This window comes from Thalassospira sp. HF15 (assembly GCF_011806525.1).
In the GTDB taxonomy this organism is placed as follows: Bacteria; Pseudomonadota; Alphaproteobacteria; order Rhodospirillales; family Thalassospiraceae; genus Thalassospira.
Map to the genome: position 1 here is coordinate 389,384 of NZ_JAAVKI010000004.1, position 26,557 is coordinate 415,940.

General features: G+C 53.3%; 26 protein-coding genes and 2 tRNA genes. 13 read left to right on the forward strand and 15 right to left on the reverse strand.

All coding sequences use genetic code 11. From position 1 onward, the window contains the following. Positions 1–75: 75 nt before the first annotated feature. The 4 genes from HED22_RS11245 to guaA form a co-directional block, all read right to left on the reverse strand. Complete coding sequence (locus tag HED22_RS11245) at positions 76–669, reverse strand: YdcF family protein (protein ID WP_167722143.1); 594 nt, start codon at positions 667–669, stop codon at positions 76–78. Next, positions 666–1,730, reverse strand: a complete 1,065-nt coding sequence (pseI, locus tag HED22_RS11250) for a pseudaminic acid synthase (protein ID WP_167722145.1) — start codon at positions 1,728–1,730, stop codon at positions 666–668. Before pseI ends, HED22_RS11245 begins: the two co-directional genes overlap by 4 nt. Position 1,731: 1 nt before the next feature. Further along, the gene (locus HED22_RS11255; RefSeq protein WP_167722146.1) at positions 1,732–2,334 is read right to left on the reverse strand and encodes a formyltransferase family protein; all 603 of its coding nucleotides are present in this window, start codon (positions 2,332–2,334) and stop codon (positions 1,732–1,734) included. A gap of 164 nt (positions 2,335–2,498) precedes the next feature. Next, positions 2,499–4,052, reverse strand: a complete 1,554-nt coding sequence (gene guaA / locus HED22_RS11260; protein WP_167722149.1) for a glutamine-hydrolyzing GMP synthase — start codon at positions 4,050–4,052, stop codon at positions 2,499–2,501. A 290-nt stretch (positions 4,053–4,342) separates the two neighbouring features. Between guaA and HED22_RS11265 the strand changes: the two genes are divergently transcribed. Next, positions 4,343–4,636, forward strand: a complete 294-nt coding sequence (locus HED22_RS11265; protein ID WP_167722151.1) for a hypothetical protein — start codon at positions 4,343–4,345, stop codon at positions 4,634–4,636. A 131-nt stretch (positions 4,637–4,767) separates the two neighbouring features. Here HED22_RS11265 and HED22_RS11270 read toward each other — a convergent pair whose 3' ends face one another. The 5 genes from HED22_RS11270 to HED22_RS11290 all read right to left on the reverse strand — a co-directional run bounded on the left by HED22_RS11270 (position 4,768) and on the right by HED22_RS11290 (position 10,737). After that, complete coding sequence (locus HED22_RS11270) at positions 4,768–6,105, reverse strand: RsmB/NOP family class I SAM-dependent RNA methyltransferase (RefSeq protein ID WP_167722153.1); 1,338 nt, start codon at positions 6,103–6,105, stop codon at positions 4,768–4,770. Between the two features lie 199 nt (positions 6,106–6,304). Beyond that, positions 6,305–7,771: an IMP dehydrogenase gene (gene guaB, locus HED22_RS11275; protein WP_167722156.1), complete on the reverse strand. Its 1,467-nt coding sequence runs from the start codon at positions 7,769–7,771 to the stop codon at positions 6,305–6,307. Between the two features lie 196 nt (positions 7,772–7,967). Continuing rightward, positions 7,968–8,492, reverse strand: coding sequence for a PAS domain-containing protein (locus HED22_RS11280; RefSeq protein ID WP_167722158.1), 525 nt, complete (start codon positions 8,490–8,492; stop codon positions 7,968–7,970). A 187-nt stretch (positions 8,493–8,679) separates the two neighbouring features. After that, entirely contained in the window at positions 8,680–9,486 is an 807-nt protein-coding gene (locus HED22_RS11285; RefSeq protein ID WP_167722160.1) for an RlmE family RNA methyltransferase, read from the reverse strand. 60 nt (positions 9,487–9,546) lie between these two features. Continuing rightward, complete coding sequence (locus HED22_RS11290) at positions 9,547–10,737, reverse strand: Ppx/GppA phosphatase family protein (RefSeq protein ID WP_368484498.1); 1,191 nt, start codon at positions 10,735–10,737, stop codon at positions 9,547–9,549. Between the two features lie 246 nt (positions 10,738–10,983). On the opposite strand from HED22_RS11290, the gene HED22_RS11295 reads away from it, so the two are divergent. The 3 genes from HED22_RS11295 (at position 10,984) to HED22_RS11305 (ending at position 11,691) form a co-directional block, all read left to right on the forward strand. Next, positions 10,984–11,057, forward strand: a tRNA-Gln gene (locus HED22_RS11295). A gap of 80 nt (positions 11,058–11,137) precedes the next feature. Continuing rightward, positions 11,138–11,211 (forward strand) — tRNA-Gln (locus tag HED22_RS11300). 159 nt (positions 11,212–11,370) lie between these two features. Continuing rightward, on the forward strand, positions 11,371–11,691 hold the full coding sequence (locus HED22_RS11305; protein WP_254869965.1) for a GFA family protein: 321 nt from the start codon (positions 11,371–11,373) through the stop codon (positions 11,689–11,691). A gap of 23 nt (positions 11,692–11,714) precedes the next feature. On the opposite strand, the gene HED22_RS11310 is transcribed toward HED22_RS11305, so the two are convergent. The 4 genes from HED22_RS11310 to HED22_RS11325 form a co-directional block, all read right to left on the reverse strand. Continuing rightward, positions 11,715–12,386 (reverse strand): 5-formyltetrahydrofolate cyclo-ligase, encoded by a 672-nt coding sequence (locus tag HED22_RS11310; protein ID WP_167722164.1) that lies wholly within the window; start codon positions 12,384–12,386, stop codon positions 11,715–11,717. Positions 12,387–12,527: 141 nt separating this feature from the next. Continuing rightward, entirely contained in the window at positions 12,528–12,734 is a 207-nt protein-coding gene (locus HED22_RS11315) for a cold-shock protein (protein WP_008892097.1), read from the reverse strand. Between the two features lie 200 nt (positions 12,735–12,934). Further along, positions 12,935–13,675: a hypothetical protein gene (locus HED22_RS11320; protein ID WP_167722166.1), complete on the reverse strand. Its 741-nt coding sequence runs from the start codon at positions 13,673–13,675 to the stop codon at positions 12,935–12,937. A gap of 212 nt (positions 13,676–13,887) precedes the next feature. Next, positions 13,888–14,631, reverse strand: a complete 744-nt coding sequence (locus tag HED22_RS11325) for a hypothetical protein (RefSeq protein WP_167722168.1) — start codon at positions 14,629–14,631, stop codon at positions 13,888–13,890. A gap of 317 nt (positions 14,632–14,948) precedes the next feature. Here HED22_RS11325 and HED22_RS11330 point away from each other — a divergent pair, with 317 nt between their 5' ends. Together HED22_RS11330 and HED22_RS11335 are read left to right on the forward strand one after the other, a co-directional pair. Further along, on the forward strand, positions 14,949–15,974 hold the full coding sequence (locus HED22_RS11330; protein WP_167722170.1) for a GGDEF domain-containing protein: 1,026 nt from the start codon (positions 14,949–14,951) through the stop codon (positions 15,972–15,974). A gap of 216 nt (positions 15,975–16,190) precedes the next feature. Then, positions 16,191–17,225 (forward strand): hypothetical protein, encoded by a 1,035-nt coding sequence (locus tag HED22_RS11335; protein ID WP_167722172.1) that lies wholly within the window; start codon positions 16,191–16,193, stop codon positions 17,223–17,225. A 94-nt stretch (positions 17,226–17,319) separates the two neighbouring features. Here HED22_RS11335 and HED22_RS11340 read toward each other — a convergent pair whose 3' ends face one another. Both HED22_RS11340 and HED22_RS11345 read right to left on the reverse strand, forming a co-directional pair. Then, on the reverse strand, positions 17,320–17,652 hold the full coding sequence (locus HED22_RS11340; RefSeq protein ID WP_167722174.1) for a hypothetical protein: 333 nt from the start codon (positions 17,650–17,652) through the stop codon (positions 17,320–17,322). Positions 17,653–17,777: 125 nt separating this feature from the next. Beyond that, positions 17,778–18,401, reverse strand: a complete 624-nt coding sequence (locus HED22_RS11345) for a LysE family translocator (protein ID WP_167722176.1) — start codon at positions 18,399–18,401, stop codon at positions 17,778–17,780. Positions 18,402–18,738: 337 nt separating this feature from the next. Here HED22_RS11345 and HED22_RS11350 point away from each other — a divergent pair, with 337 nt between their 5' ends. The 7 genes from HED22_RS11350 to mrdA all read left to right on the forward strand — a co-directional run bounded on the left by HED22_RS11350 (position 18,739) and on the right by mrdA (position 26,557). After that, a complete protein-coding gene (locus tag HED22_RS11350) occupies positions 18,739–18,885 on the forward strand; it encodes a hypothetical protein (RefSeq protein WP_167722178.1) in 147 nt (48 codons plus the stop codon). 146 nt (positions 18,886–19,031) lie between these two features. Continuing rightward, positions 19,032–20,582 carry a 2-isopropylmalate synthase gene (locus HED22_RS11355; RefSeq protein WP_167722180.1) on the forward strand — a complete coding sequence of 517 codons (1,551 nt, stop codon included), beginning with the start codon at positions 19,032–19,034 and terminating at the stop codon, positions 20,580–20,582. 114 nt (positions 20,583–20,696) lie between these two features. Beyond that, positions 20,697–21,602: an alpha/beta hydrolase gene (locus HED22_RS11360; protein ID WP_167722182.1), complete on the forward strand. Its 906-nt coding sequence runs from the start codon at positions 20,697–20,699 to the stop codon at positions 21,600–21,602. A gap of 199 nt (positions 21,603–21,801) precedes the next feature. Beyond that, on the forward strand, positions 21,802–22,842 hold the full coding sequence (locus tag HED22_RS11365; protein ID WP_008892088.1) for a rod shape-determining protein: 1,041 nt from the start codon (positions 21,802–21,804) through the stop codon (positions 22,840–22,842). Between the two features lie 125 nt (positions 22,843–22,967). Beyond that, a complete protein-coding gene (gene mreC, locus HED22_RS11370; RefSeq protein WP_167722184.1) occupies positions 22,968–23,963 on the forward strand; it encodes a rod shape-determining protein MreC in 996 nt (331 codons plus the stop codon). Further along, positions 23,960–24,475 (forward strand): rod shape-determining protein MreD, encoded by a 516-nt coding sequence (gene mreD / locus HED22_RS11375; protein ID WP_167722186.1) that lies wholly within the window; start codon positions 23,960–23,962, stop codon positions 24,473–24,475. The genes mreC and mreD overlap by 4 nt, the downstream gene beginning before the upstream one ends. Positions 24,476–24,640: 165 nt before the next feature. Beyond that, positions 24,641–26,557 carry a penicillin-binding protein 2 gene (mrdA, locus tag HED22_RS11380; RefSeq protein ID WP_167722188.1) on the forward strand — a complete coding sequence of 639 codons (1,917 nt, stop codon included), beginning with the start codon at positions 24,641–24,643 and terminating at the stop codon, positions 26,555–26,557.

Below are 26,557 nucleotides of genomic sequence, written 5' to 3' on the forward strand. Positions count from 1 at the left end.
GCACATATAATCATCCGAAACCGATTGGATCAAAATGAAATACACGGCTAATCCGATCATGCATTTCATCAATCATTACAATATTCCGGGATGAACTTCGCCGTTATAGAAAGGGTGCTTTGAAGAAAGCGCGGCAAAAACATCTTCATCCGAAGTAAAATCTACCCCTGCAAAGGTCTTCCTGAAGGCCTGCAGCGATGATCGTTCATGTGCTAAAATATCGCAATCATAGTTGCTGGGTACATCAACGCCAAAAACTTCAATAGCCACATTCGGCAAAAAAAAGCGTTCGAATATCTCTCGCGTCCGCTTTACATGATAACCGCTAGTGACAACGGTCAATCGCCCAAATGCCATTTTGCCAACAATATTACGCTTAACAAAATAGGCGTCACCGACCGTATCTCTTGAATTGATATCAGAAAGTACGCAATCTGGATCGAGATGACATATGTCGATAAGGTAGTGCCTGATGACCTCAGCTATTTTCAGATCAGAGTCCTTACGATAATCCCAACCGGTCGTGATAATGTGACTGGCGTCACCGTCACGAAAAAGCGAAACAGCAGCCTCCACCCTCTTTTGGGTCTCCTCGCCGAGCTCTCCGTTGCTTCCCATTAAATGGGCCAGTACTAGGACCGCAGTCGATTGGCCTGATTCATTCTTCATTTTTCTGGCAGTGCAATTTTCTCAAAGGTAACACGATCGCCCCTTGTCACGTTTTCCTTCATTGTCGAGCCAATGACTTCCGGAAGATACTTGGGGGACAATCCGAAGCCAGGGCGAATTCTGCGGATATGCTGACTAGTAATCACTTCACCCTTTTTAAGATCTTCGACAAAATACAATGACCGTCGAAAAATCATATTTTCTGTTTCCGCCTTTGACCGCTTGAAATCACCGTTGCCAAGTGCAGAGAACGCGTCACTCGTAGCCTCAACCAATTCCTTCATTTCATCCGGCTCAAGCGAAAATGCGCTATCTACGCCGCCTTCGGACCTATCCAATGTAAAGTGTTTCTCGATTACAGATGCACCAACGGTCGTAGCAACGATACTCGCGACATTCCCAAGGGTATGATCAGATAGGCCCACTTCCACACCAAATTCCTTTCTCAGGAACGGAATGTTATTGATATTTGCTTGGTCTATCGGAGCGGGATAACTGCTTATACAATGGAAAATGGCCAGTTGGTTGCAACCGTTCGAACGGGCGGTCTCTATAGCGTCGCCAACTTCCTCGAGACTTGCCATACCCGTAGACATCAACATCGGTTTCTTTTTCTTCGCGATGTATTCTATTAAAGGCAAATCGACCAGCTCAAACGAGGCAACTTTGTATGCAGGTGTGTCGAGTTTCTCGAGAAGATCAACAGCCGTTTCGTCAAATGGCGAAGAAAAAAGCGTAACACCAATCTTACGTGCGTAAGTGAAAATTTCGTCATGCCATTCGTACGGGGTATAGGCTTCACCGTACAAATCAAAAAGAGTACGATCTTTCCACAATCCATCCTTGATAAGGAAATCTTCCTTGCTGCTGGGGATGGTCATTGTTTCCGGCGTGTAAGTCTGAATCTTGACCGCATCAACACCAGCTTCTTTGGCAGCTTTTATGGTTTCCAATGCGCGCTGCAGCGAGCCGTTATGGTTTGCCGAAACTTCGGCTATCACGTAAGGCCTTGATGATCTGGAAATCTCGCGACCATTGATGCAGACGTTTTCTCCAGCCACTTTATTTCTCACCAATTTTCCGCAACCTTGTAATTTCGGGTTCTATTTCGCTGGTCCAACCAGCGAAATCCGAAGGTAAATCCTTTACATAGTGCTTGGTACCATCACCGCACTGGGGTACAGCAGTCCAATCACCAGTCAGTAACTCATCCAAATGACTGACGAAAAGATCCTCAATCTCGTAGATTAGGCGCTTGTGCGCATCCGAAAATGTAGTTTCACCAGCATCGAAAGTTACCTTTCTCTGATAAATGATAGGCCCGGTGTCAAGACCACCATCAATCAGATGTATTGTAACACCTGACGGCGTACCATCGAAGAAAGACCAAAAACCCGGGTGAGCCCCTTTATTGTAGGGGAGGTAAGAGATGTGGAGATTTATGATCGGGCAATTGATGCGAGCAAGTGTGGTCTGCCTTATGATATGGCGATATCCAAAACTTACAATCAGATCATAATCAACTTCGTCTATCGGATCGGCAGAGTGATCGACTTCGCATCCCGCCTTTGAAAGCACACCAATCAGAGATGTCTGCTTTCGACCATATCCTAAAAAAAGAACGCGTTTGGCCGACAATTTCTTACCCGATTTAGAGTTTGTCATTCATGCCTGCGATATTCAAAAAAATGGCTGTTGCAAACAGCGTCAATCCAAAGAGAAAGTTAATAGTTACCAGTTTTGTCTCATTTACGTATGCAGGAAGTTAAACACAAGCCAGAGCTTTATAAAAAGCTCTGGCTTTTCCTGATCGGCAGACTGAGCTAAGCTTATTCCCACTCGATGGTTCCCGGTGGCTTCGAGGTGAAGTCATAGGTCACACGATTAATGCCATTGACTTCATTGATGATACGGTTGGCGATGCGGCCAAGCAGTTCCGGTGGGAACGGGAAGAAGTCGGCGGTCATGCCGTCGGTGGAGGTGACGGCGCGCAACGCACAGGCGTAATCGTATGTACGACCATCGCCCATCACGCCGACGGTGCGGACCGGCAACAGCACAGCAAAGGCCTGCCAGATGGCATCGTACAAACCGGCATTGCGGATTTCTTCGAGATAGATCGCATCTGCCTTGCGCAGCACATCAAGTTTTTCACGCGTGATCGGCTGGCCGGGGATGCGGATGGCAAGGCCTGGCCCCGGAAACGGATGGCGGCCGACAAAGCTGTCAGGCAAGCCAAGTTCACGGCCAAGATCACGGACTTCGTCCTTGAACAGTTCACGAAGCGGTTCGACCAGCTTCATGTTCATGCGTTCCGGAAGGCCGCCAACGTTATGGTGCGATTTGATGGTAACCGACGGGCCGCCGGTGAAGGACACACTTTCAATCACATCGGGATAAAGCGTTCCTTGTGCGAGGAAGTCGGCACCGCCGATTTTTTTGGCTTCTTGCTCAAACACTTCGATGAACAGACGGCCAATGGTTTTGCGTTTGGTTTCCGGATCGGTTTCGCCTTCGATGGCACCAATGAAGGTATCCGACGCATCCACATGCACAAGCGGGATATTGTAATGGTCGCGGAACAGGGTCACGACCTGATCAGCTTCACCGGCACGCATGAAGCCATGATCCACAAACACGCAGGTCAACTGATCGCCAATTGCTTCGTGGATCAGAACCGCAGTCACCGAGCTATCAACACCGCCTGACAGACCACAAATGACCTTGCCATCACCGACCTGTTTGCGGATTTTGTCAATCGCATCGTCTTTGTAGGCGTTCATGGTCCAGTCGCCGGAACAGCCGGCAACACCGTGCGTGAAGTTCTTGAGCAGCTGGGCGCCATGCGGTGTATGCACCACTTCCGGGTGGAACTGCACAGCGTAGAATTTCTTGTCGTCATTGGCGATAGCCGCAAACGGTGCGCCGTCAGACTTGCCAACAACACGGAAACCATCAGGCAGCGCATCAACACGGTCGCCGTGGCTCATCCAGACCTGTTCACGTGCGCCTTCAGCCCAGACCCCTTTGAAGAGGTCGCAATCCTCGATCACATCAACAAAGGCGCGGCCGAATTCACGGTGGTCAGAGGTCGCGACCTTGCCGCCCAGCTGATTAACCATGGTCTGCTGACCATAGCAGATGCCCAGAACGGGAATGCCAAGCTCAAAGACCTTTGCCGGGGCCGAAGGAGCCTTGTCCCAGTGGACAGATGCCGGGCCACCCGAAAGGATCACGGCCTTGGGGGCATATTCCTCCAGGAACGCATCCGAGATGTTGTTAAAAGGATGGATCTCGCTATAGACACCGCTTTCGCGCACGCGACGCGCAATCAGCTGGGTGACCTGGGATCCAAAATCAATAATCAGCACGCGATCAGTCATCGGGCCGTATCTCCGTCGAAGATTGGGTTGCGCCGTACATACGTCAAACCATCGTCATGGGCAACCCGGCGCAGGCGGTCCCCCAACGATGCATTCAAAAAACTTTTCACAAGCGTGCGGGACCAGAAGTGCAATTGCGGCGGATTTGCGCGCAGGGCACCCTGAAATTCCCACAATTGGTCCCTTTTTTCTGCGCAATGGCCGCGCAGTATCCAACCTAACGGAACGCGGGAAACACCACGTCCAAACACGAGCATCAAATGATTGATTAACGCAAGGGACACATCATCATGAGCACTTCCACCGGTAGCAAAATCGCCATGGCCGTTGCGGGCCTTATTCTGATTGCCGGAACGGCCACCGCAATTGCCATGACCCAGAAAGACGGTGGCACCACCCTGCCCCTGATCGGCACCGAGGAACCCGCACCTGCGGAAAACACCAAAAGCCTGATCCCCGATAGCGTCGAAGAAATCGTTCCGGGCATGAAAAACCTTGAGAACGGCGACGCGTCCAAAGGCAGCGATGGCGGCGCAACAGGTACTGGCACCATCTTTGATGAACCGGTGCAGACAACCGAGTAACGCGTTATCGCGCTGGCGGTTGAACAAAATTGGCCCTGCGAGCAATGTTCGCAGGGCCTTTTTCTCTGCAGGCAGAGCAAGGGCGGGGTGAGGCTTGGCTTGGTTTCCATATGCCATCACCGCAACTGCCATTACTTTACCTTGCCTTTTGCGGTCCGTTCGAACACCGCGACAAAGAACCCGTCCGTTCCGTGCACATTCGGCGACAGGCGCAGCCACGGCTTGTCCTTGCCACCCGGTACAGGCACCGATTTTGGTGCATCGGGCCAGATTTCATTAACCGGCACCGGTTTGAAATCCTTGCGGTCACGCATGAAGGTTTCAATCAGACGTTCGTTTTCCTCGGGCATGATCGAACAGGTCGCGTAAATCAGGCGCCCGCCCTTGGTAACCTTGGCGGCACCGGCCTTGAGGATCTTGCTTTGTTCAGCCATCAGGCCGCGCAGGTCACGCTGCCCGATACGCCAGCGCAATGCCGGATTACGACGCAACGTACCAAGGCCCGAGCACGGCACATCCAGCAACACCCGATCAAAGAAACCCGATTTGTTGCGCAGCCAGCTGTCACGTTCGTCGGCAATGATGCGTTGTTGAATGCAGTCACCAGCCCCCGCGCGGCGTGCGCGCTTACGGGCATTGTCCAGACGACCACCATGGGTATCACAGGCCAAAATCCGGCCCTTGCCCCGCATGTCGGCAGCCAGACCAAGCGTCTTGCCACCGCCACCAGCGCACATATCCAAAATCGTCATGCCGGGTTTGGCATCAACCAGATGGACGCAAATTTGGGAGGCCTCATCCTGAATTTCGATCAAGCCGTCCTTGTAGGCGGCTGTTACCAGCATGTTCAGACCAAGCGGCAAACGAAGGCCATTGGGCGCATACGGGGTGCGTTCGATATCCTTGATGCCATCGGCTTTCAGCGACTTGATCGCATCTTCGACGGAACCGCGCAGGCGGTTTACACGCAGATCGAGTTTGGCTGGCTGATTATAAGCCGCCATTTCTGCAGGAAGATTTTCGTGATGGAGCTTAAGCAGCTCTGCATAGAGCCATTTCGGCAGTTCGGTTTTTACGGCACCGGGCTGACCATCGTGATCAAGTGTCTTGCCAGACAGCTTGTTGATCAGATGCTTTTCATTCGGATGAAGCGATTCCGGGCAGAACTGTTCACCATTAAAGCGATCTTCGATATCTGCCTTGTCCAGACCATCATGCAGGACCAAATCAGCGATCATGCGTGCACGACCGTCCTGGAACTGATAGTCACATTCGGCCAACCACCAGCCCAGGCGGGCCTGATGACGGATCAGGTTATAGAAACGTTCGCTGATTTCACGACGATCCCCGCCACCGATATATCGGCGTGATCCGAAATAGCCTGACACAACGCGGTCGGCGTCATCTCGGTTATGGGTCCAGCCATCGTAAAGTTCGATAACGGCTGCTATGCGGGCACCGGGTTTCAAAGCGAAAAATCCAACCTGTTTGCGGGTGACGGGCTGCTTCGCATATGGGAAGCATGCCAACACCTTACGATAAAAAAGCTGATGACGGCAGGGACGCCTGCCGCCATCGAAATTTGAATGCGCCTCATATCATGGCAGGAACCATTCGCCAACAGCGTGAAACGCAAGGCAGCTCAGCCAATCAGCAGGCGCAAGCGCATCAGCCGCCCGGACGATAGTTCGGTGCTTCGCGGGTGATGGTCACATCATGAGCATGGCTTTCACGCAGGCCCGCATTGGTGATGCGCACAAACTCTGCACGTTCACGGAAGTCTGCAAGGGTTGCCGAACCGGTATAACCCATCGATGCCTTAAGACCACCAACCAGCTGATGAATGATCTGACCCGCCGGACCTTTGTAAGGAACGCGGCCTTCGATGCCTTCGGGGACCAGTTTCAGGTTGTCCTGAACGTCCTGCTGAAAATAGCGGTCCGCAGAGCCACGGGCCATCGCCCCGACCGAGCCCATGCCACGATAGGATTTGTAGGAACGGCCCTGATACAGGATAACTTCACCTGGTGCTTCGTCAGTCCCGGCCAGAAGCGAGCCCACCATGCAAGTATTAGCGCCGGCAGCCATCGCCTTGGCGATATCGCCGGAAAACTTGATACCACCATCAGCAATGATCGGAATATCGAGCTTCTGCGCCATTTCACTGCATTCAAGCACTGCTGTCAGCTGCGGCACGCCAACACCGGCAACAATACGGGTTGTACAGATTGACCCCGGGCCGATACCGACCTTGACGGCGTCGGCACCGGCTTCTGCGAGTGCCTTGATGGCATCGGCGGTTGCAACGTTCCCGGCGATGATCTGGGTGTCACCAACCTGTGCTTTGATCTGCTCAACAGCCTTGATCACACCTGCCGAATGGCCGTGTGCGGTATCGATGACAAGGACGTCAACACCGGCTTCAACAAGGGCAGCGGCCCGCTCAAAGCCAGCTTCGCCAACCCCGGTTGCCGCCGCGACACGCAAACGACCGCTTTCATCCTTGCAGGCATTCGGGTGCAGCTTGGCCTTTTCGATGTCCTTGACCGTGATAAGGCCGGTGCAACGATAGGCTTCGTCAACAACAAGCAGCTTTTCAATGCGGTGTTGGTGAAGGAGCTTTTTGGCTTCGGCGGTTTCGACATTCTCGGTCACCGTGACCAGACCTTCGTGGGTCATCAGTTCGGAAACCGGCTGTGAACGGTTGGATGCAAAGCGGACATCGCGGTTGGTCAAAATGCCTACCAGCTTGTTTGAGCTGCGCTCGACAACCGGAATGCCGGAAATGTGGTTGGCATCCATCAGGTCAAGCGCGTCGGCCAGCGTCTGATCGGGATGAATGGTGATCGGGTTGACGACCATACCCGATTCGAACTTTTTCACACGGCGAACTTCTTCGGCCTGCTGAGCAATATCGAGGTTCTTGTGAATGACCCCCATACCGCCATGCTGTGCCATGACAATCGCCATTGCGCTTTCGGTCACGGTATCCATTGCCGAGGAAAGCAGCGGGATTCTGAGTTCAATATTCTTGGTAATGCGGGTGTTGGTCTGCACCTGAGCAGGCAGCACTTCGGAGGCTGCGGGTTTGATCAATACGTCGTCAAACGTCAGGGCTTCGGCAATGCGGGTCATCTGGCCACCTCGTTAATCTGAGTTGGCGCGGAATTTATACACGTTATGCCCCAAATGCCAAGTTTTCTGCGCCCATAACAGCCCTGTGATTTTGTTGATGCTTTATTTTGCGCATTCCGTTAGAAACTGGTCGATGGGGCTGCCGTCAGGCGAGCCCCTTTTTTTATTTTCAGGAATGCGTGCCTCAGCTCCGCCGTTACAGGCTGAAGACAAACTGGTCGTAATCCATGCCGGCATCATTGAGCAGGTCGGTGACCATCTTGATGCCACGCGCCATTCCTTCCTTGCGGTTGGCCTCCTTACCCTCTTCATCACACAGCGCCTTATAGAGCGGAATGACCTTTTCGACCGCATCACGACGCGGCACCCGGCGGTTGGAATGATATCCGATGATCTTGCCATCCGGACCAAAGGTCGGCGTTACGTTGGCCAATACCCAATAGTGATCGCCATTGGCACTGCGGTTGATGACATAGGCGAAAATCTCGCGCCCGGCCTCGATCGTTTGCCACAGCAAGGCAAAAACACATCTGGGCATGTCGGGATGGCGGATGATGCTGTGAGGTTGACCAAGGATATCGCGTTCCCGATATCCGGCGACACGCAGGAACGTGTCATTCGCGTATGTAATCCTGCCCTTGAGATCAGTCTTGGAGACAATGATCTCGTGCTCGTCAAAATGACGTTCTATCCCTGTCAGGCTTAGATTGTCCTGTTTCATCAAATAAATCCCACAAGCAATGGCCACCCCACATGGCCCGTTCCACCCTATCTGCAAGACTATGACCTTGCCCCCTGATCATTAACGACTTGGGCGTGATCAGGGTTTGATGTAACGCAAGAATGCCTGAAGAATTATAACTATTCCAGCCTAGCCCTTTGTATGTATTGGGATAGGATTCTGCTTCTTATTCGACGGGCGACCAGCTGTCGTCGTCGGAAATCTCCGCATTTTTGATGTCGTCTTCGGCGTTATTCTGACCACGGAAGCCTGTGGCAATCAAATAGGCCTCGGGGCTTTCCGGACGCGATGCCGGTGGTTTGGCATGCTTGGTGACGCGGAAATTCTTCTTAACGCGATCAAGAAGATCGTTCTCGGTACCGCCCTTGAAAACCTTCGCAATGAAAATCCCACCCGGCGCCAGAACTTCTTCGGCAAACAAAAGCGCATGTTCGACCAGATCGATAATTCGGATATGGTCTGTCTGACGGTGGCCGGTGGTTTCCGGTGACATGTCGGAAATCACCGCATCGACCGGGCCTTGCAATTCGTGCTTGATCATATCGGGGGCCTTGGGATCAAGGAAATCGGCTTGCAAACAGGTCGCGCCCGAAATTCCTTCCCATTCCAGAATATCAAGCCCGACGACCTGCCCCTTGCCATGCTTGGAGCCGACCATATCAACAGCCACCTGCGTCCACCCCCCCGGGGCCGCACCAAGGTCAACAATGCGCATGCCGGGTTTGAGCAGATCAAACTGGTTATTGATTTCAATCAGCTTGAAGGCCGCACGCGAACGGTAGCCGAGACGTTTGGCTTCCTGCACATACGGGTCATTCAGCTGCCGATCAAGCCAACGGGTTGAGGACAGCTTGCGGCCCTTGGCACTTTTTACACGCGTACGCAGGCCACGGCGTGCGCCGGTATCGATGGCTGCAATGGCCGAACCCTTGCGGCGGCGCTGCCCGCCTTTTCCGCTGCGATTTTCGCTCATGATTTATCCTGAACTGAATTCTGTTGTGGCCATATCTGTCGGGACGCGAACGTCAACCGATCAGGAGGAAGCCGAAATATGCGACACTGTATGACGGCGTGCGTCGCATGGGTCAATAGCATGGCCATCGGCACGCATCAAATCGACCAGAATGCCTTCCCGCAAGCCTCGGTCTGCGACCTTAAGCGTCGCCAACGGCCAAATATCGCGAATCGCGGCAAAGATCGCGGCGCCAGCATCCATCAGTTCGGCGCGCTGATTGCCGATGCATGGATGGCCCTTACGCTTGTCCGATCCCATGCGCAGCAACAGTTCGGTCACGCGTTCTGCATCATCAAAACGCAGATCAGATCCATCAACCTTGTGGCGTTCATACCGTTCGAGGCCAAGGGCAATCCCGCAGAATGTCGTCACGGTTCCCGATGTCCCGACCATCTGGACCTTGTCATCATCCAGCATGTCCGAACAGCAATTGCGTTGGGCGAATTCCTCAAGCCGCTGGCGGATTTCGCTGCGCATGGCTTCAAACCGTTCGCGGCGCTCCTCGACCGTGGCATAGCGTTCGGTCAGGCACAAAACACCACACGGCATGGAAAGGGTTTCGATGCACTGGGTCTTGCCGGTTTTATCAACCTTGATCCAGCAGATCTCGGTACTGCCACCGCCAATATCAAACACCACCGCATAGGGGCGTTCATCCAGAAGTGCCGAACAGGCCTGAAGCGCCAGACGGCTTTCTTCATCCGGGTTGATGATATCAAGCGTGATACCGGTTTCGTCATGAACGCGCTTAACGAATTCATCGCGGTTATTTGCGGTTCGGCAGGCCTCGGTCGCAACAGCGCGCAGCTTTGCCCCTGGATGACGACGCAGTTTCTTGGCGCAAACCTTAAGCGCATCAATCGCGCGATCCATCGCGGCATCGCAAAGATAGCCTTTTTCACGCACCCCTTCGCCAAGGCGCACAACACGTGAGAAAGCATCAATCACCTTGAAACCGTCATTGCACGGGCGTGCGACCAGAAGTCGGCAGTTTGAACTGCCAAGATCAATCGCGGCATAAAGCGGGGCGGTGATGCAATCGACCATGCGCGATGATTTTCCACCGTGGTCGGGCACATGAACAGCTGTTCCCGGTTGCGGCATGCCCGGCTTGTCGGGACCATCCAGCACGACATTACCGCCCATTGCAGCGCCGCCTGCCGGGCTGTTGGCCCTGTGCGAGTTGCTATGGGGGGAAACCTGCTTCACCGTTTGAAAACCTGTCTGCTATTGCGCGCTCATCATTTTGTATCGCCGATCATCAAGACATTTATGTGACGATCTTGCGAATCAACTATATGAGTGTAACGACAAACACCCGCAAGGCAAATCCCGTATGCGGTAATCGCATGGTTGAACAGATCGAAACAAAAAAGGGGTTGCCAAAACCGGGTGGGTTTTATACATAGCGGCCCACACCGCGCCGCACGTTGCACACGGTGGACCAAGTTTTGTTGGGGAATAGGTTAACGGTAGACCTACGGACTCTGACTCCGTCAGTCCTGGTTCGAATCCAGGTTCCCCAGCCAACCTTTCCGGAGATCGCAGTGCATTCTTCGCCCTGCGTGTGGTACGTTCCGGACGATAAATAACGTACGGAAAGTCCTGCTGGGGAATAGGTTAACGGTAGACCTACGGACTCTGACTCCGTCAGTCCTGGTTCGAATCCAGGTTCCCCAGCCACTTTGCACCAACCACCCCGCAAGAACATCCAGACCTTCCAAAACGCAGCAGAATTGCAGCAGAACCGTCTTCGCCCTAGAGTACTTTGTCACTTAATCTTGATCGGGGCATTGCATGAAGAAGGTTACTGGCGGCTGCTTATGCGGCAAAGTCCGCTTTATGACACAGACGGAACCACTTCGGGTTGGGGTCTGTCATTGTCTTGATTGTCGCAAACATCACGGGGCGCTGTTTCACGCCTCGGCGATTTTTCCGGAAACGGCGGTCGAGATTATTGGAGAAACCCAAAGCTATCAGGGACGGCATTTTTGCCCGGAGTGCGGATCATCGGTCTTTTCATGCACTGATGACGAGATCGAGCTTCATCTGGGCGCGATGGATGCCCCGGATCAGTTCACCCCGACTTACGAGCTTTGGACGATCCGACGGGAAAAGTGGCTACCGGATTTTGCTGTCAAACACTGTTACGAGCGCGACTGACCGATCATCTGTTGCAACGGCCCCTAATCACTTAAGTGACAAGGCGGTGATGCCTGATCGGTTTTATCGGCATCACCTGTCTTCTGCCCATCAATATAGCGCGTGCCATGATCAGTGATCAGCACGTCGACCGGAACATCATATTGATGCGGGAAAATGTTCTCGAGCCGGGTGGCTTCAAACCCAATACCAACCACCAACGGTTTTCGCTTTAGCGCCGCCAGTGTCCGGTCAAAGAAACCGCCACCATATCCCAGACGATACCCTGCCGGATCGAACCCGACCAACGGCGCAAGAAGCACATGCACAGCGATTTCCGTGCTATTGGCTGGTTCGGGGATCCGTGCGAAACCCGGCACCATTTCGGTATCTGGCGTCCAGTCATGAAAAATCATCGCCTGATCCTTGCCCGGAACAACGGGAAGGGCTGCCTTCCCCCCTGATTTGACATGGGCAGTGACCACAGGACGCAGATCAATTTCGTTCTGGATCGGCCAGTAAAACCCGATCGTCGCGGAAGGGCGATCCTTCAGGAACATCGTAAAATGGCCACGGATTTCATCGGATAGTTTTTGGTGGGTCCCCGCATCAAGCCCGGACCGCCATCCCAACAACGCCTGCCGAACAGCATGACGCCATTCCGTCTGTTTGATTGCATCGCCGTCGACAGGGGCGGCTGGAAGATCAAGGATCATGAATGCCCGGAGAGTTTGTTGGTTTGAAAAACGTCACCTGACGAGGCTACACCAACAAGAGGCCCCCGAAAACGCATAACGCGCCGGAAACCCGGCGCGTTAACGGTTGTCAGCAAAGAAAGCTGCAAGCCAGATAGAAATTTAGAGAATGGCGAGTTCTTCTGCCGACATGCGGCCGTTGCGACCTTCAATCAGCTCAAACTGAATTTTCTGCCCTTCATCAAGTCCCTGCAGACCAGCACGCTGAACAGCGGTGATGTGCACGAATGCATCTTTGCCGCCCTCGTCCGGGGTGATGAAGCCATAACCCTTGGTCGCATTGAACCACTTAACCGTTCCGGTAGCCATATCCGTAGTCGTCCTTAGTTTAGTATGCGCATTTCCAAACTCAGAAATGCTTGAAAACAGTCCCTGCACTACACCGGACAAAGGCACAATTACCATCAACCAGAGAGCAACCACGCACTTGAAAGATGCACTGCATCGTTTCAATAATTACCGAATTTTCGGCGTAGTGCAATGGATTCATGCATTAAGTTCTTTTTTCGCTACCAGACATTATTCGCCATGTGATGTGTATCACTGGGCTTTAACTGCCCTGAACCGGATACACCCATAGATAAATCAAACCCTGACACGAATTCCCGTAAAGGTTCTGTATCGCGACAAATCAGCGACAAGTCGACCACAATAACCGGGGGTAGATCGGCCTCGACGATGTCGGTTCGACCAAACATGCGGATATTGGTGCTGTCACCGATGATCCCGGTCAGGCGACCGGCAACCAGAAGGTCTACCGCCTGCTCAAGGCTGCTAAGGTCATGCCAGGCGACCTCACCGCGCAGCGGCAGTTCGGGCCGCGGCAAATTGGCAAGGATGCCGATATCCACATTTGGCAGCGTGCGGATATCGATGCCAGCACGCTGAAACACTCTGAGTTCAAAGCGGACCTTGCTTGCCGATGCAATCGTGTTTTCAAATTTTATCGGATCGGATGCCAGAACACAGTCGGTCAATTCGCTATCAAGGGCTTCACCGAACCGGTTGTAGGGAAACACATCAAATGCGACTGGTCGCACCTGAGCCTGAAGACGGGTTATGAACTTTCTCTGTCCAGGCAGGGCATGACGGCCCCAATTCGGATTAAACACGATATTGGTGGCAACACGGACCGCATCTGACGCCTTTGCAACGGGAACACCAAAGCCCAAAACCAGAATGGAACCGGTCAATACAGCCATCCATCGCATTGTGTGACGGGTATTACGGATCACTTGAACGCCCTGCATTTTTAATTATCCCGGCAACTGACGTGCATGAAGAACCGCAGCCCGGCATGCCAATGACATTCATATAATGTCGCGCGCTCCAAATAACAGATGCACCAGCACAGACAGCGTCACCTTTCCGACACTGCAAACAAGATGGTTCCACGTGCACCGACCCGATAGCTAGGCCCGCCGGGAGAAAGAACAAACCCGCAGGTTCCCGGGCCGAGTTCTCAGTGAATGTAGGGCTTGGGAGTTAGCATGTCAGGATCATTGTTATCGTTGCGCAGTTGATGAATGCGTTGATCCAATGCAAACAGAAAATCACGGTTCAGCGGTGTGTCATGGCATTGCAGGGTAAGGTCAACCACATGAACCGGCGGCAGAGGAACGGTTTGCAATTCCGGATCATCTGCAAAGAGGCCAGCATGGGCAATCAAGAGATCAATGCGACCGATTTTGACCAAATCAGCACCTTGGTCGATGGTCCGCAAGCCATACCATTCTACGGGGATTTCGAATGGCAGATTGAATTTAGGCAGAGTTGCCAGATACCCGACGGAAACGACATTGCGGTTGAACAGATCTTCGCCACGCCGCCCATAAATGACCATTTCAAAACGGATGTCGTAGTTGGAGTGCACAGAACCGGCAATTGGCCTTAGCGATTCGCCAACAATGCAGTCAAATTCGGAATTGTGATAAAGCGCCATAAGCCGATCAAACGGCACGCCGTCATTCCAGATGATATTCGGCGCCGTGATCAGCGCGTCATAAAAGGTGCGTTGTGCGTTGTCGAGAGTCGAAAGCCAGCGGGGTGTGACAACGGCGACGTTCCCGACCGAAACCTCCTCGACCGCTGAAAGATCCTTAAGACCCTGCTCTTCGGCGCGCCCGGGAAATGCCAGCACAATGAACAAAATTGTTGCTGGTGAAAGCAATTGGGCTGCACGGCAAACAAGTTGTGATAACAGCATTGACCCGTCCCCTTTGGCGATGACTGCTTTCTTTTTTTAACTTCGATGTGGCCCCTAAAAAACACTCCCGACAAGCGCTTGTAACCAAACACTTAACCGCCCATTTAGTCGAAATGACTGATTTTGTCATTTTGTCAGGGATAGAAATACGTGACAAAACCCTATGCTTTAGACGATGATAGAGCCAATCGTATAAAAACGTATAACGTGCTCTTAATCGTGCACGAGCACCCTAAAGCATCGGTTAACAACGATGAGGGTTCAAATTGGGACACCGCCAACTGAATGGGTATGGAATTCGGATCGGATAACAGGCAGTGACAGCGACAACCAAGATCGCGAACCCGCGCGACATAGCGCATAACGTTATGGCGCTCGTTAACGAACTTAACCTGCAGCCGACGCCACAGGTTTACCATGTGTTCTACAGCTATTTGACGGATGAGGTTCCCGAACTCAGCCAATTGATCAAAGTTCTGATTCGCAACACGCAGGACCTTGATGAAGAGACTGTGTTTCGGATTTACCACAAGTACCTGGGCACTCACGCGATGCAACAGCATCTCAAACAGGGGGTCGAAGGGCTTCAGTCTGCGGTCGAACGGGTTGAAGAGGCGGTCACATCCGTCATGCGCGAGACCGATACATTCTGTGGTGACATTGATGTGGCATCAAAACAGCTGCTTGCCGAAGACATCACCTTGCAGGAAGCAAGATCGGTCAGTCGCGATCTATCGGAAAAATCGACCAAAGCGCGCAATTGTTACAGCTCGTTCAATGGCAACCTTGAGGAGTACCACAAGGAAGTCCTTCGGGTTCGAACCGAGCTTGAACTTGTTCGCCGTGATGCTCTTACCGATACACTGACCGGGATTGCCAATCGGAAGAACTTTGACACCTCGTTGCGTGATGCCGTGACGACGACCATGGAATCCGGTGCGCCGCTCTCGCTTTTGATGATCGACATTGATCACTTCAAGGACTTTAACGACAATTTCGGGCACCGTGCCGGGGACGGCGTGCTTAAGGCCGTGGCAAGGGTTTTGGTCAGCTCAACGAAGGGTGCAGACACGGTTGCGCGGTATGGCGGCGAGGAGTTTGCGATCATCTTGCCTGACACCGAGCTCGAAAATGCAGCAAAACTTGCAGACAAGTTGCGCCAGAACGTTTCAAACCAGCACATTATAAATAAAAAAACCGGCAAGGATTTCGGCAAGTTAACCGTTTCAATTGGCTTGACGGCTTATAATCTTGGAGAGAATATACTGGAGTTCGTAGACCGGGCAGACAACGCACTTTATATGGCAAAGCAGGACGGCAGAAACACCTGCATAACCCAGTAGAGGCGCCTTCTCGGAAAGCAGCAAAACAGGACATGAATGAATACATCTCTGAACACAGAGAGCATGAATTTAAAAACAATAACAAAACCAATAAGACACCGAGCTAACACACGTGTCCGAATAGGCCGAAAAGAACAGGGTCGATGATCTAAAAATCGGGTCTGTCATGTACAACATGCTTATGGGGTGCAGTGGCTTTGCAGGGCGGAGAAGCAGATGAACACACCGAACAACGAACGTAAGATCGAGCTTGAACACAAGATTTTCAAAACGTTCGAAGAATGCCACTTCCAGAAGTCTGATATTTCAGACGAAGCTCTTTTTGTCCTGAAAATGGCAGAAGGATCGGTCGTGTCTTTGCCGCTGAAAGCAATTTGCCGTGAATTTGATATTGATCCGAATTCCAAGGACGGCGACCTGATCGGCCTGATCGACAAGGCGCTTAACTTTGTCAACGTACTGCGCCCGGGCGACAACCTGCCACGCGAAGTCTTGACCGGTGAAGCATCCTGGGCTGTTGACGAAGACCACAAGGCCATTGCCTATAACCGTATTACCATGCAGTTGGTAACCTGGATGTCGGGGAGCGAGGAACTCATCACCGACCCGGACGAATTGATGCAAATCGCTGAAGACCCGAACACCAAAAAGAAGATCAACCAGGCCTTTGATGAAGTCGCCGAGAAACTCGGCTTGGGTAGGGAAAACCGCGAAGAGGTCGTCAATCTTGTCCATCAGGTTGCCGATGAGCTGTCCTATATCGAAACTTTGCGCGTGAAGTACCGCAGTATCCTGATGGTAGATCGCAAGTTGCAGGAACTGCGTCGCATCTATGCCCATGAAAAAGGTGTTCTTGAGACCGTTACACAGGCCATTCGCCTGCTGGATGATGCCAAGAAAAAGTTCGAAACCACGTTTGACGAGCTTGACGCCAACACCGGCGAGATCATGTCAGTCCTGCGTAACTTCACCTCCCAGCGACAATATATCCGCAGCCAGCGCGATGACCTTTATAAGCGCTTGCGCGCATGGCAGCCGCTGATCGAAGAGTGGGAAGAACTGGAACTTGAACGCGGTCCAAAGGCCGTCAATCTAGTCAAAAAAACCTATCAGTTCCTTGCGCCGCGTTTCATGAAGGTCAAGGAATGGCTGTTGATGACCAAGGTGCAGGATGGTATTTCCGAGCAGCACAACTTCAAAAATGAAGACGAACGCATGGGCAAGCTGAAAGGCAAGATGATGCAGTGGTAGGCCCCTGCCCGGCTCTTTATGAAATTCAAAAAGGCGCGCTGATCAGCGCGCCTTTTGTTTTTTTACGGACCGGGCATCAATCCCGTGTCGGCCCCTAACGGGTTTGCTCACCCGTCATGGTGATCTTAAGCGCCACATGTTCGTCAAGAACCGCAATCGACTTGGCGGCATTGGCCGGTACAGGAACCTTTCGGTCGATACAATAGGCGATCATTGCGGCAGCAAGTTCAGCACCGGCAGTCGGCACAATCGCCTTTTGCCCTTCATCCGATGTAATTGTCATACGGGCGATGACTTCCGGTTTGCGTTCAACTTCGAAACTGCTGATCTGACCAGCCGGTAACGTCTTACCGGTCCGACGACCATGGGCCAGAATGGCCTTGATCAGTTCGCCATCCTCAAAAACGATGCAGCGTATCTCACGCATGGCCAGAAATCCTAAAACAGTTGTTTGATTACATATTGTTATTGTGAAGCAACAACGCAAACATCAATTGTGGAGTTCGCACCAGACATAATGCTGATCCCCCAACGCAGCATTAAGCATATGCCTCAGCTGCTGGCCAACCAGATACCAACACCAATCATCAGAGTTCCGGCAACACGGTTGAGAATACGTACATTACCGCTTTTTTCCAGAAACTTGCGCAGTGACCGGCCACCCGTGGCATACAGCGTCATACAAATCAGCTCAGTCACAAGAATGATTGCGACCAGAATGGAAAGCTGGGGTGCTATGGCATGCTGAAGACTGATAAACGGTGGCAACAGGGAAATCATAAAAGCCCAGCCCTTCGGGTTGGCAATCGCCGTAATAAAACCCTGCGCGGCCAGCCCGCCAGCCGAGGCTGTCTTGGCACTTTCGACCTCGGTCGAAATCGCCATACGCCCGCGTGAGCGCCACAACTGAATGCCAAGCCAGGCCAGATAGGCCCCACCGACATACTTAAACACCGCAAAGACAGACGGGTACTGCAACATCACCGCGGCCACACCAAGCGCGGACGCGACAACAACAATACCGACACCAACCAATTCGCCCGCCATCATCCAGAGCGTACGTTTCAGACCAATTGTCATGCCAAGGGTCAAGGCAAGTGTCATGCACATGCCCGGTGTAATGGAGACAAAAAAGGCCGTGGGGATGAAAGCCCCGATCAACGACAAACTCAGCATGGTCTTTCCTGTGGCTTGGATGGCGCTAAATCCCGACGGTCATTGTTGGGGCATGACATCGTCGGGCGAAAATGACTACCCGATTAGTGAAATCCGGACCAGCATCTTTTTGACATGGCGGCAATCACATCAAAGTCACTACGCCTGACTGCCCCAAAATCAATGCCGTATCGGCGAAAACGCGCGGGGAAGAAAGCTAAGCCGAAGAGGTGCCGCTAAATTCCACCCAAAAAACACAACAAAAGGTACAAAAATTACTTGACCTAAAGGAGCCCCGAGACGAAATTGGGGGCGTCGCCAGTACTGACTGGCATCCAAAGCCAATTGATGAAGACCGATGACCGCAGACATTTGCAACATTGATGCATATGCCGACCGTGCCGAAGCAAGCGCTTCTGGCACATTCGTGCTGTCTGCCCTTTCCCTTATTGCCGGTCTTCTTGGTCTAGCAGAGCTAGGCGCGCTACGACTTACGCGCCCCTGAGCAAATCATGCCGGCCCGGATCACGTTTTCTACATGTCGATCCAATTGCCGCAGCTCAGGGGAAAAAGTCGCGCCAAACGGCCCGCACTCCTTCCAGACAGAATTTACATACCGGGCAAAGACCCGTTTGATCAGGAAACAAGATAATGGCTAGTGCAAACGACAATCGCGTCATCATTTTTGACACCACTCTGCGTGACGGGGAACAGTCCCCAGGTGCATCGATGACGCTTGATGAAAAACTGCGTGTGGCGCAGGCACTGGCGGAACTGAAGGTTGATGTCATCGAAGCAGGCTTTGCCATTGCATCGAACGGTGACTTCCAGTCCGTCAATGAAATCGCAAAACAGATATCGGGCCCGACCATCTGTTCGCTGGCCCGTGCGGCCAAGGGCGATATCGAACGCGCCGCAGAGGCTTTGGAGCCAGCTGAGAACAAGCGTATTCACACCTTCATCTCCACCAGCCCACTGCACATGAAATACAAACTGCAGATGGAACCGGAACGCGTTCTGGAAAAGGTGGTCGAAAGTGTGACCCTGGCTCGCAACTTCACTGACGATGTTGAATGGTCGGCAGAAGACGGTTCGCGCACCGAGCATGACTTCCTGTGCCGTTGCGTTGAAGCGGCCATTGATGCGGGTGCCACCACGATCAACATCCCGGACACTGTCGGTTACACCACGCCGACCGAATATGCCGAACTGATGACGATGTTGTTTAACCGTGTACCGAACATCGACAAGGCCATCCTGTCAGTTCACTGTCACAACGATCTGGGCATGGCGGTTGCCAACTCGATCTCGGCTGTGAATGCCGGTGCCCGTCAGATCGAATGCACGATCAATGGTTTGGGCGAACGCGCGGGTAACGCCGCACTCGAAGAAATTGTCATGGCGATCAACACCCGTAACGATGCCTTCCCGTTCACCACAGGCATCGACACGACCAAAATCATGAATGCATCGCGTCTGGTGTCCGCCGTTTCCGGCTTTGTCGTACAGCCGAACAAGGCCATCGTCGGCGCGAACGCCTTCGCCCATGAAAGCGGCATCCACCAGGACGGCTTCCTGAAGAATTCCGAAACCTATGAAATCATGAAACCGGAATCGATCGGGTTGAACAAATCCAGCTTGGTGATGGGCAAACATTCCGGTCGTCATGCCTTCAAGGAAAAACTCAAGGAACTGGGCTTTACCGAACTGGGCGACAATGCCATTGAAGACGCATTCGCTCGCTTCAAGGAATTGGCCGACAAAAAGAAAGAAGTCTATGACGATGATATCGTTGCATTGGTCGATGACGGCATGCGCGACAACGAACACATCAAGTTCGTTGGCCTGACGGTTACTTGCGGCTCCAAAGGCCCGCAAACTGCCGAGCTGGAACTGACCGTTGACGGCGAAACCCGTACCGCCAAAACCACCGGCGATGGTCCGATTGATGCGACGTTTAACGCGATCAAGGAAATCTATCCGCATGACTGGCGCCTGAAACTCTATCAGGTGCATGCTGTCACCGAGGGCACCGATGCCCAAGGTACGGTAACGGTCAAACTTGACGGGGAAGACCGCACGGTTGTCGGCAACGCGTCGGACACCGACACGGTCGTCGCATCATGCATCGCCTATGTCACAGCGGTGAACAAGCTGATCGAGAAAAGCAAGAAAACGGCACCCGATGCCATGGCATCCTAAGCAAAGCTTGCAGATCGCAATCAAAGGGCGGCACGTGTGCCGCCCTTTTCACGTTTGAATAGCAGCAAGACATGCCCTGTGATAGGATATCGGCAACCGTGACAGGAGTTGCCCATGGCCTGCGCCAGCAAACCTTTCCGTGCCTTTCGACGCAATCCGATCGCTTTGTTTGCAATGACCCTGTCTGTTGTCATTGCAGCGACATTTGTGCGAACACCCGCAAAAGCTCAAACCAGCGCTTCGGGCCAGTCCATTACCGTCCCGTCATTGCCTTACCCAAAAAGCGGGCTGCGACAGCGCCTGATTGCCGACGGGAAATCCATCCCCGACGTGGATGAAAGCCTGCAAGCTGACATCCCGGCGCTCTATTTTGAACCGAATGCGGATAACGGAACGGTCAACGCCCCTTATCCTGCGGTCGTCGCCCTGCCCGACTGCGACAACCATTTTCCCAAGGCGTGGATATCAACTCTCCAAAAATCCGGATACGCGGTACTGCTCATTTCGCCACCAAATGCGCATCCGACGCAGGATTATTGTGGTGGCGGTCACCTTCAAACGCCCAAACATGGTTTGTCATATTGGGCATTCGATGCAATCAGCGCGCTTTATTACCTTTCGGAGCAAAAGGTGATCGACCCTGAAAATATTGCTGTCTTCGGTTATGGATATGGTGCTGGCGCCGGTCAGCTTGCGATTTATCGTGATGGGCACGCCAAACACTACCAACACCGCTTTAACGCACTTGTCGGGCTCAGACCGCAATGTATGTCGGAAATGGACAACTTCGTCCCCAGCCTGCTTGTGGGCGTCAAGAATGATCCGTTCAATCCACCGGCATGGTGCCACTGGCGGATAGATCGGGACCTTAAGCCCAATCGGCAAGACGTCACCTTCAAGACAGTCGAAAGCAGTGAAAAGGTTGAAGACCAAACGACTCGCAGGCAGCTTTCAGTTGAGACAAACGTCGAAACAGTCACTCTGATCAGCGACTTTCTGTCGCGCGCGCTATCAAAATGAAAAACGTCAAAATTTGAATTCTTCCGCCAAGATCATATTCCTGATCATGTTTTTGCTGCCTTATTTCAGGAAAATTACGCGCCTTAATTATTCCTCAATCCCCTGAGCAGATTATTCGTGCATCGGCTTAATCCTTGCGCTATCAAAGCCGATACATTCGTATTCAAGATTTTACTTTTAACCGGGGCACAGGGCAGGAATGTTTTCCAAGCTTCTTGGGGTTTTATCCTCCGACATGGCGGTGGATTTGGGTACCGCTAACACACTGGTTTACGTCAAGGGACGCGGCATCGTCCTGAACGAACCATCCGTGGTTGCCATCACCGATGAAAAAGGCAAGAAACAGGTCCTTGCCGTAGGTGAAGAAGCCAAGCAGATGCTCGGTCGTACCCCGGGGTACATTCAGGCGATCCGCCCGCTGCGTGACGGCGTTATTGCGGAATTCCACATCGCCGAAGAGATGATCAAGCACTTTATTCGCAAGGTTCACAACCGTCGCAACTTTGCAAGTCCGGAAGTCATCATCTGTGTACCGTCCGGTTCGACCGCAGTTGAACGCCGCGCCATTCAGGAAAGTGCTGAAAGTGCGGGTGCTCGCAAGGTCTGGCTAATTGACGAACCGATGGCTGCGGCGATCGGTGCCGGCCTTCCGGTAACCGAGCCAACCGGCTCCATGGTTGTTGATATAGGCGGCGGGACTACCGAGGTTGCCGTTCTGTCGCTAGGCGGTATCGTCTATGCACGCTCGGTCCGCGTTGGTGGTGACAAGATGGATGAAGCGATCATTGCTTACATCCGCCGCACCCACAACCTTCTGGTCGGTGAAAGCACCGCAGAGCGTATCAAGAAAGAGATCGGTTCGGCCTGCGCCCCGGATGACGGCGATGGCGCGACGGTTGAAATTCGTGGTCGTGACCTGATGAACGGCGTTCCGAAGGAACTGCTGATTTCTGAACGTCAAATCGCAGAAAGCCTTGCAGAGCCGGTATCGGCGATCATCGAGGCGGTGAAAGTCGCTCTTGAACAGACCCCGCCGGAACTGGCTGCTGACATCGTGGACAAGGGTATTGTCCTGACCGGTGGCGGCGCAATGCTGGGCAACCTTGATTATGTTCTGCGTCATGCAACCGGCCTTCCGGTTTCGATTGCAGATGATCCGCTTTCCTGCGTTGCTCTGGGTACCGGTCGCGCGCTGGAAGAGAAGAAAATGCTGCGTAACGTTCTGCACACAGCATACTAAACAAGGTCGGCTTGAATTTTAATCACCGGGTCGTATCCTTACTGGACGCGACTCGGTGATTTCGTTATGGTTGAATATCCCGCACGGGATGAAGAACAACCTTTTGGGAATTCGCGGGGAATACATTGGCACAGCATGGTGGTCCGCAGCAGCGTATCTTTTCGCCGTTACGCACGGCCCTTCACCGCTTCGCTTTTATATTGCTGATTTTTTCGGCTTTCGGCCTGATGCTTCTGGGCAAGGCCGATACTGTTTTGATCGAACGCATCCGTGCGGCGTCGGCTGATCTCGTATCCCCGGTCATGAACATCGTTTCCCGCCCTGCGGCCAGTATCAATGAACTGACCGACAAGATTTACAACCTTGCCCACCTTTATGAAGAGAACGAGCGCCTGCGCCGTGAAAACCAGCAATTGCTGGCTTGGCAGCAAGCGGCACGCAATCTTTCGCATGAAAACGCGCGCCTGCGCGATCTTGCAAGCTACACCTCCCCGCCTGCCCTGCATCTGGTGACGTCACGCGTGATTGCGGATATGGGCGGTGCCTATGCCCACAGCTTGATGATTTCTGCCGGATCACGCGACGGCGTTGCCAAGGGACAGGCTGTGATTTCCGACGAAGGCCTGATCGGTCGTGTTGCAGAAGCTGGATATCAGGCATCGCGTGTTCTTCTGATTACTGACATCAACTCGCGTGTGCCGGTGGTTATTGAAAACTCCCGCGACCGTGCGTTTCTGTCGGGTGACAACACAAACCGTCCGTTGCTGACCTTCCTGACCGCCGATGCGGCAGTCGCACCGGGCGATCGTATTTTGACATCGGGCCACGGTGGGGCCTTCCCGCCGGGAATTCCGATCGGGATCGTATCATCGGTCTCGGAAAATGCCGTTCGGGTTGCACCAATGTTCCGACGCCATCAGCTTGAATATCTTCGGGTTGCTGATTACGGCCTTCAGGGCATTCTGAGCAACGAACGCATTCGCCAAAGTCATCCTGCGAACACAGAAAACACCACAGAGCTCTCGCCAGAGCTTCCTGATGGGGTCGGCATTGTACCGGCAAGCCCGGCAGATGGCGGAAACGAAACGGTCACCCCTGGCGCGGCAGGGGAAGCCCAGTGAAACCCGGCGTCTGGCATAGACTGGACATTATTGCGCGGGGCCTCTTACCTGCTTTCAGTGTCTTTGTCCTGTTGCTGATCAACCTTCTGCCGATCAGCGTGCCGTTATTGTCAACGGCCTCACCGGCCCTGGCCCTGATGGCCGTGTTCTATTGGTCGGTGAACCGCCCCGACCTTTTGACCGCTGTCACTGCCTTCCTGTTGGGCCTGTTGCAGGATCTGTTGATGGGACTACCGCTTGGCGTCAGTTCGCTTGTGCTATTGCTGGTACAAACCGGATCGGCAAGTCAGGGACGTTTTTTCCATAACAAACCGTTCAGCGTGATGTGGTGGGGCTTTGCACTTGTCGCCATTCCCGCACTTCTGGTGCAATGGCTGTTAAGTTCGGCCCTGCTCGGCGCATTGTTGCCGATCAAGGCGACCCTGATCAGTTACGTGCTGACTGCTGTGCTGTTTCCGGTTGTCGCCTGGGTTCTCGCACGTGCGCAGAACGGTCTTCTGCGATACGTCTAGCGCCACTTGCATCGGGAAGAATCTGCGCAATATTGATGTTTTGGCAACGGCTATCGGCTATGCTGAAACAAGTCTGTTTTCATCCCCGTCGAAGCGGGATAAAACGGGCCCGAAATTGAACACCCGGCCTTACGGCTACTGACGAAATACAGGTATCCATCGCCCATGTGGCATCGTGACTCAGACCGGTTCAGACTGTTTACCCGACGCGCCCTGATGCTTGGTGCGGGCAAGGGGGTATTGCTGACAGGTCTTGCCGCACGCATGTATTACCTGCAGGTGCTTGAAAGTGATCGTTACCAGACACTGGCCGACGAAAACCGCATTTCGCACCGCTTGCTGCCACCGCCGCGCGGACTGGTTACCGACCGGTTTGGCGCACCGCTGGCCATCAACCGGCAGAACTATCACATCATGATCGTGCGCGAGCAGACACCAGATGTCCGCCGCACACTTGAAATCCTTGATCAGATTATCGAACTGGGTCCAGACACCATCGAACGCGTCGAACGCGATGTCGAGCGAAGGCGTTCCTTCGTCCCGGTGACGGTGCGCGACAATCTGACATGGGATGAAGTCGCACGTGTCGGTGTAAATGCGCCGGATCTGCCGGGCCTGATTATTGATGCCGGACGGTCACGTGACTATCCCGAAGGCCCGCACCTAGCCCACACACTGGGGTATGTTGCAGCTGTATCGGAAAAGGAACTGACGGGCGATCCCCTACTCGAACTGCCGGGCTTTACCATTGGCAAAAGCGGCGTTGAAAAGGTTTATGATCTGGCACTGCGCGGAACGGCTGGCACAAGCCAAGTAGAGGTCAACGCACTGGGGCGCGTTATTCGCGAACTGGAACGCGAGGAAGGCGACAGCGGCAATACCGTTGTCATGACACTTGATCTTGATTTGCAGCGCTATGCCAATCAGCGCCTCTCGGACAAGGAAAGTGCATCTGCCGTTGTCATGGACATCCATAATGGCGAAGTTCTGGCACTGGCATCGCACCCGACCTATGACCCCAATGCCTTTACCAACGGTATTTCGCACAAGCTTTGGAACAGTCTGATCAACAACCCCTACGCACCGCTGTCAAACAAGGCGGTGAACGGCACCTATGCGCCGGGCTCGACGTTCAAAATGTGTGTCGCACTGGCCGGGCTTGAAGCCGGCATTATTTCGCCGCACCAGAAGTTCTTCTGCAACGGGCATCTTGATCTTGGCAATGCGCGGTTCCATTGCTGGAAACGCGGTGGTCATGGCTGGATGAACATGCATGATTCCATCAAGCATTCCTGTGACGTCTACTACTATGAGATATCCCAGAAAATCGGAATTGATCGCATCGCTGCCATGGCACGCAAGCTTGGCCTTGGCGAGGACACCGGCATAGACCTGCCCAATGAACGCAGCGGGCTGATCCCGACCAAGGACTGGAAAGAAATCCAGTTGGGCAAACGCTGGCAAGGGGGTGAAACCCTGATTGCGTCTATCGGGCAGGGGTATGTTCTGGCCACCCCGCTGCAGCTTTGCACGATGACCGCCAGGTTGGCATCAGGCAAAGCTGTACGTCCGCATTTGACGCGCGACAATGTCACCCCTGAAGGTGTCACCAGCCGTCAGGCGGAAGAATTCCCGGAACTTCAGGTCAACCGCGCCAATCTTGCACGCATTCGCGACGCCATGAACGGTGTGACCAATGAATTGCGCGGAACTGGCCATCGTGCCCGTATTTCCATCAAAGGCATGGAAATGGCTGGCAAAAGCGGTACCAGTCAGGTGCGTCGCATCACCATGCGTGAACGTCAGACAACCGGCGTTCTTGATAACGATGTTCTGCCGTGGAAATACCGTGACCACGCCTTGTTCGTCGCGTTTGCACCGGTCGAAAATCCCCGCTATGCCTGCGCGGTGGTCGTTGAACATGGCGGCGGCGGATCAAGCGTCGCCGGGCCAATCGTCCGTGACCTGCTGCAAAAGGCGCAGGAACTTCAATCTGCGCGCCAAGGTATCTCCGCAGCTGACCTGCCCAATAGCGCCAGCCTGCGTCGCGATCCATCCCAAACCGATCAGGATGAGGGTTAA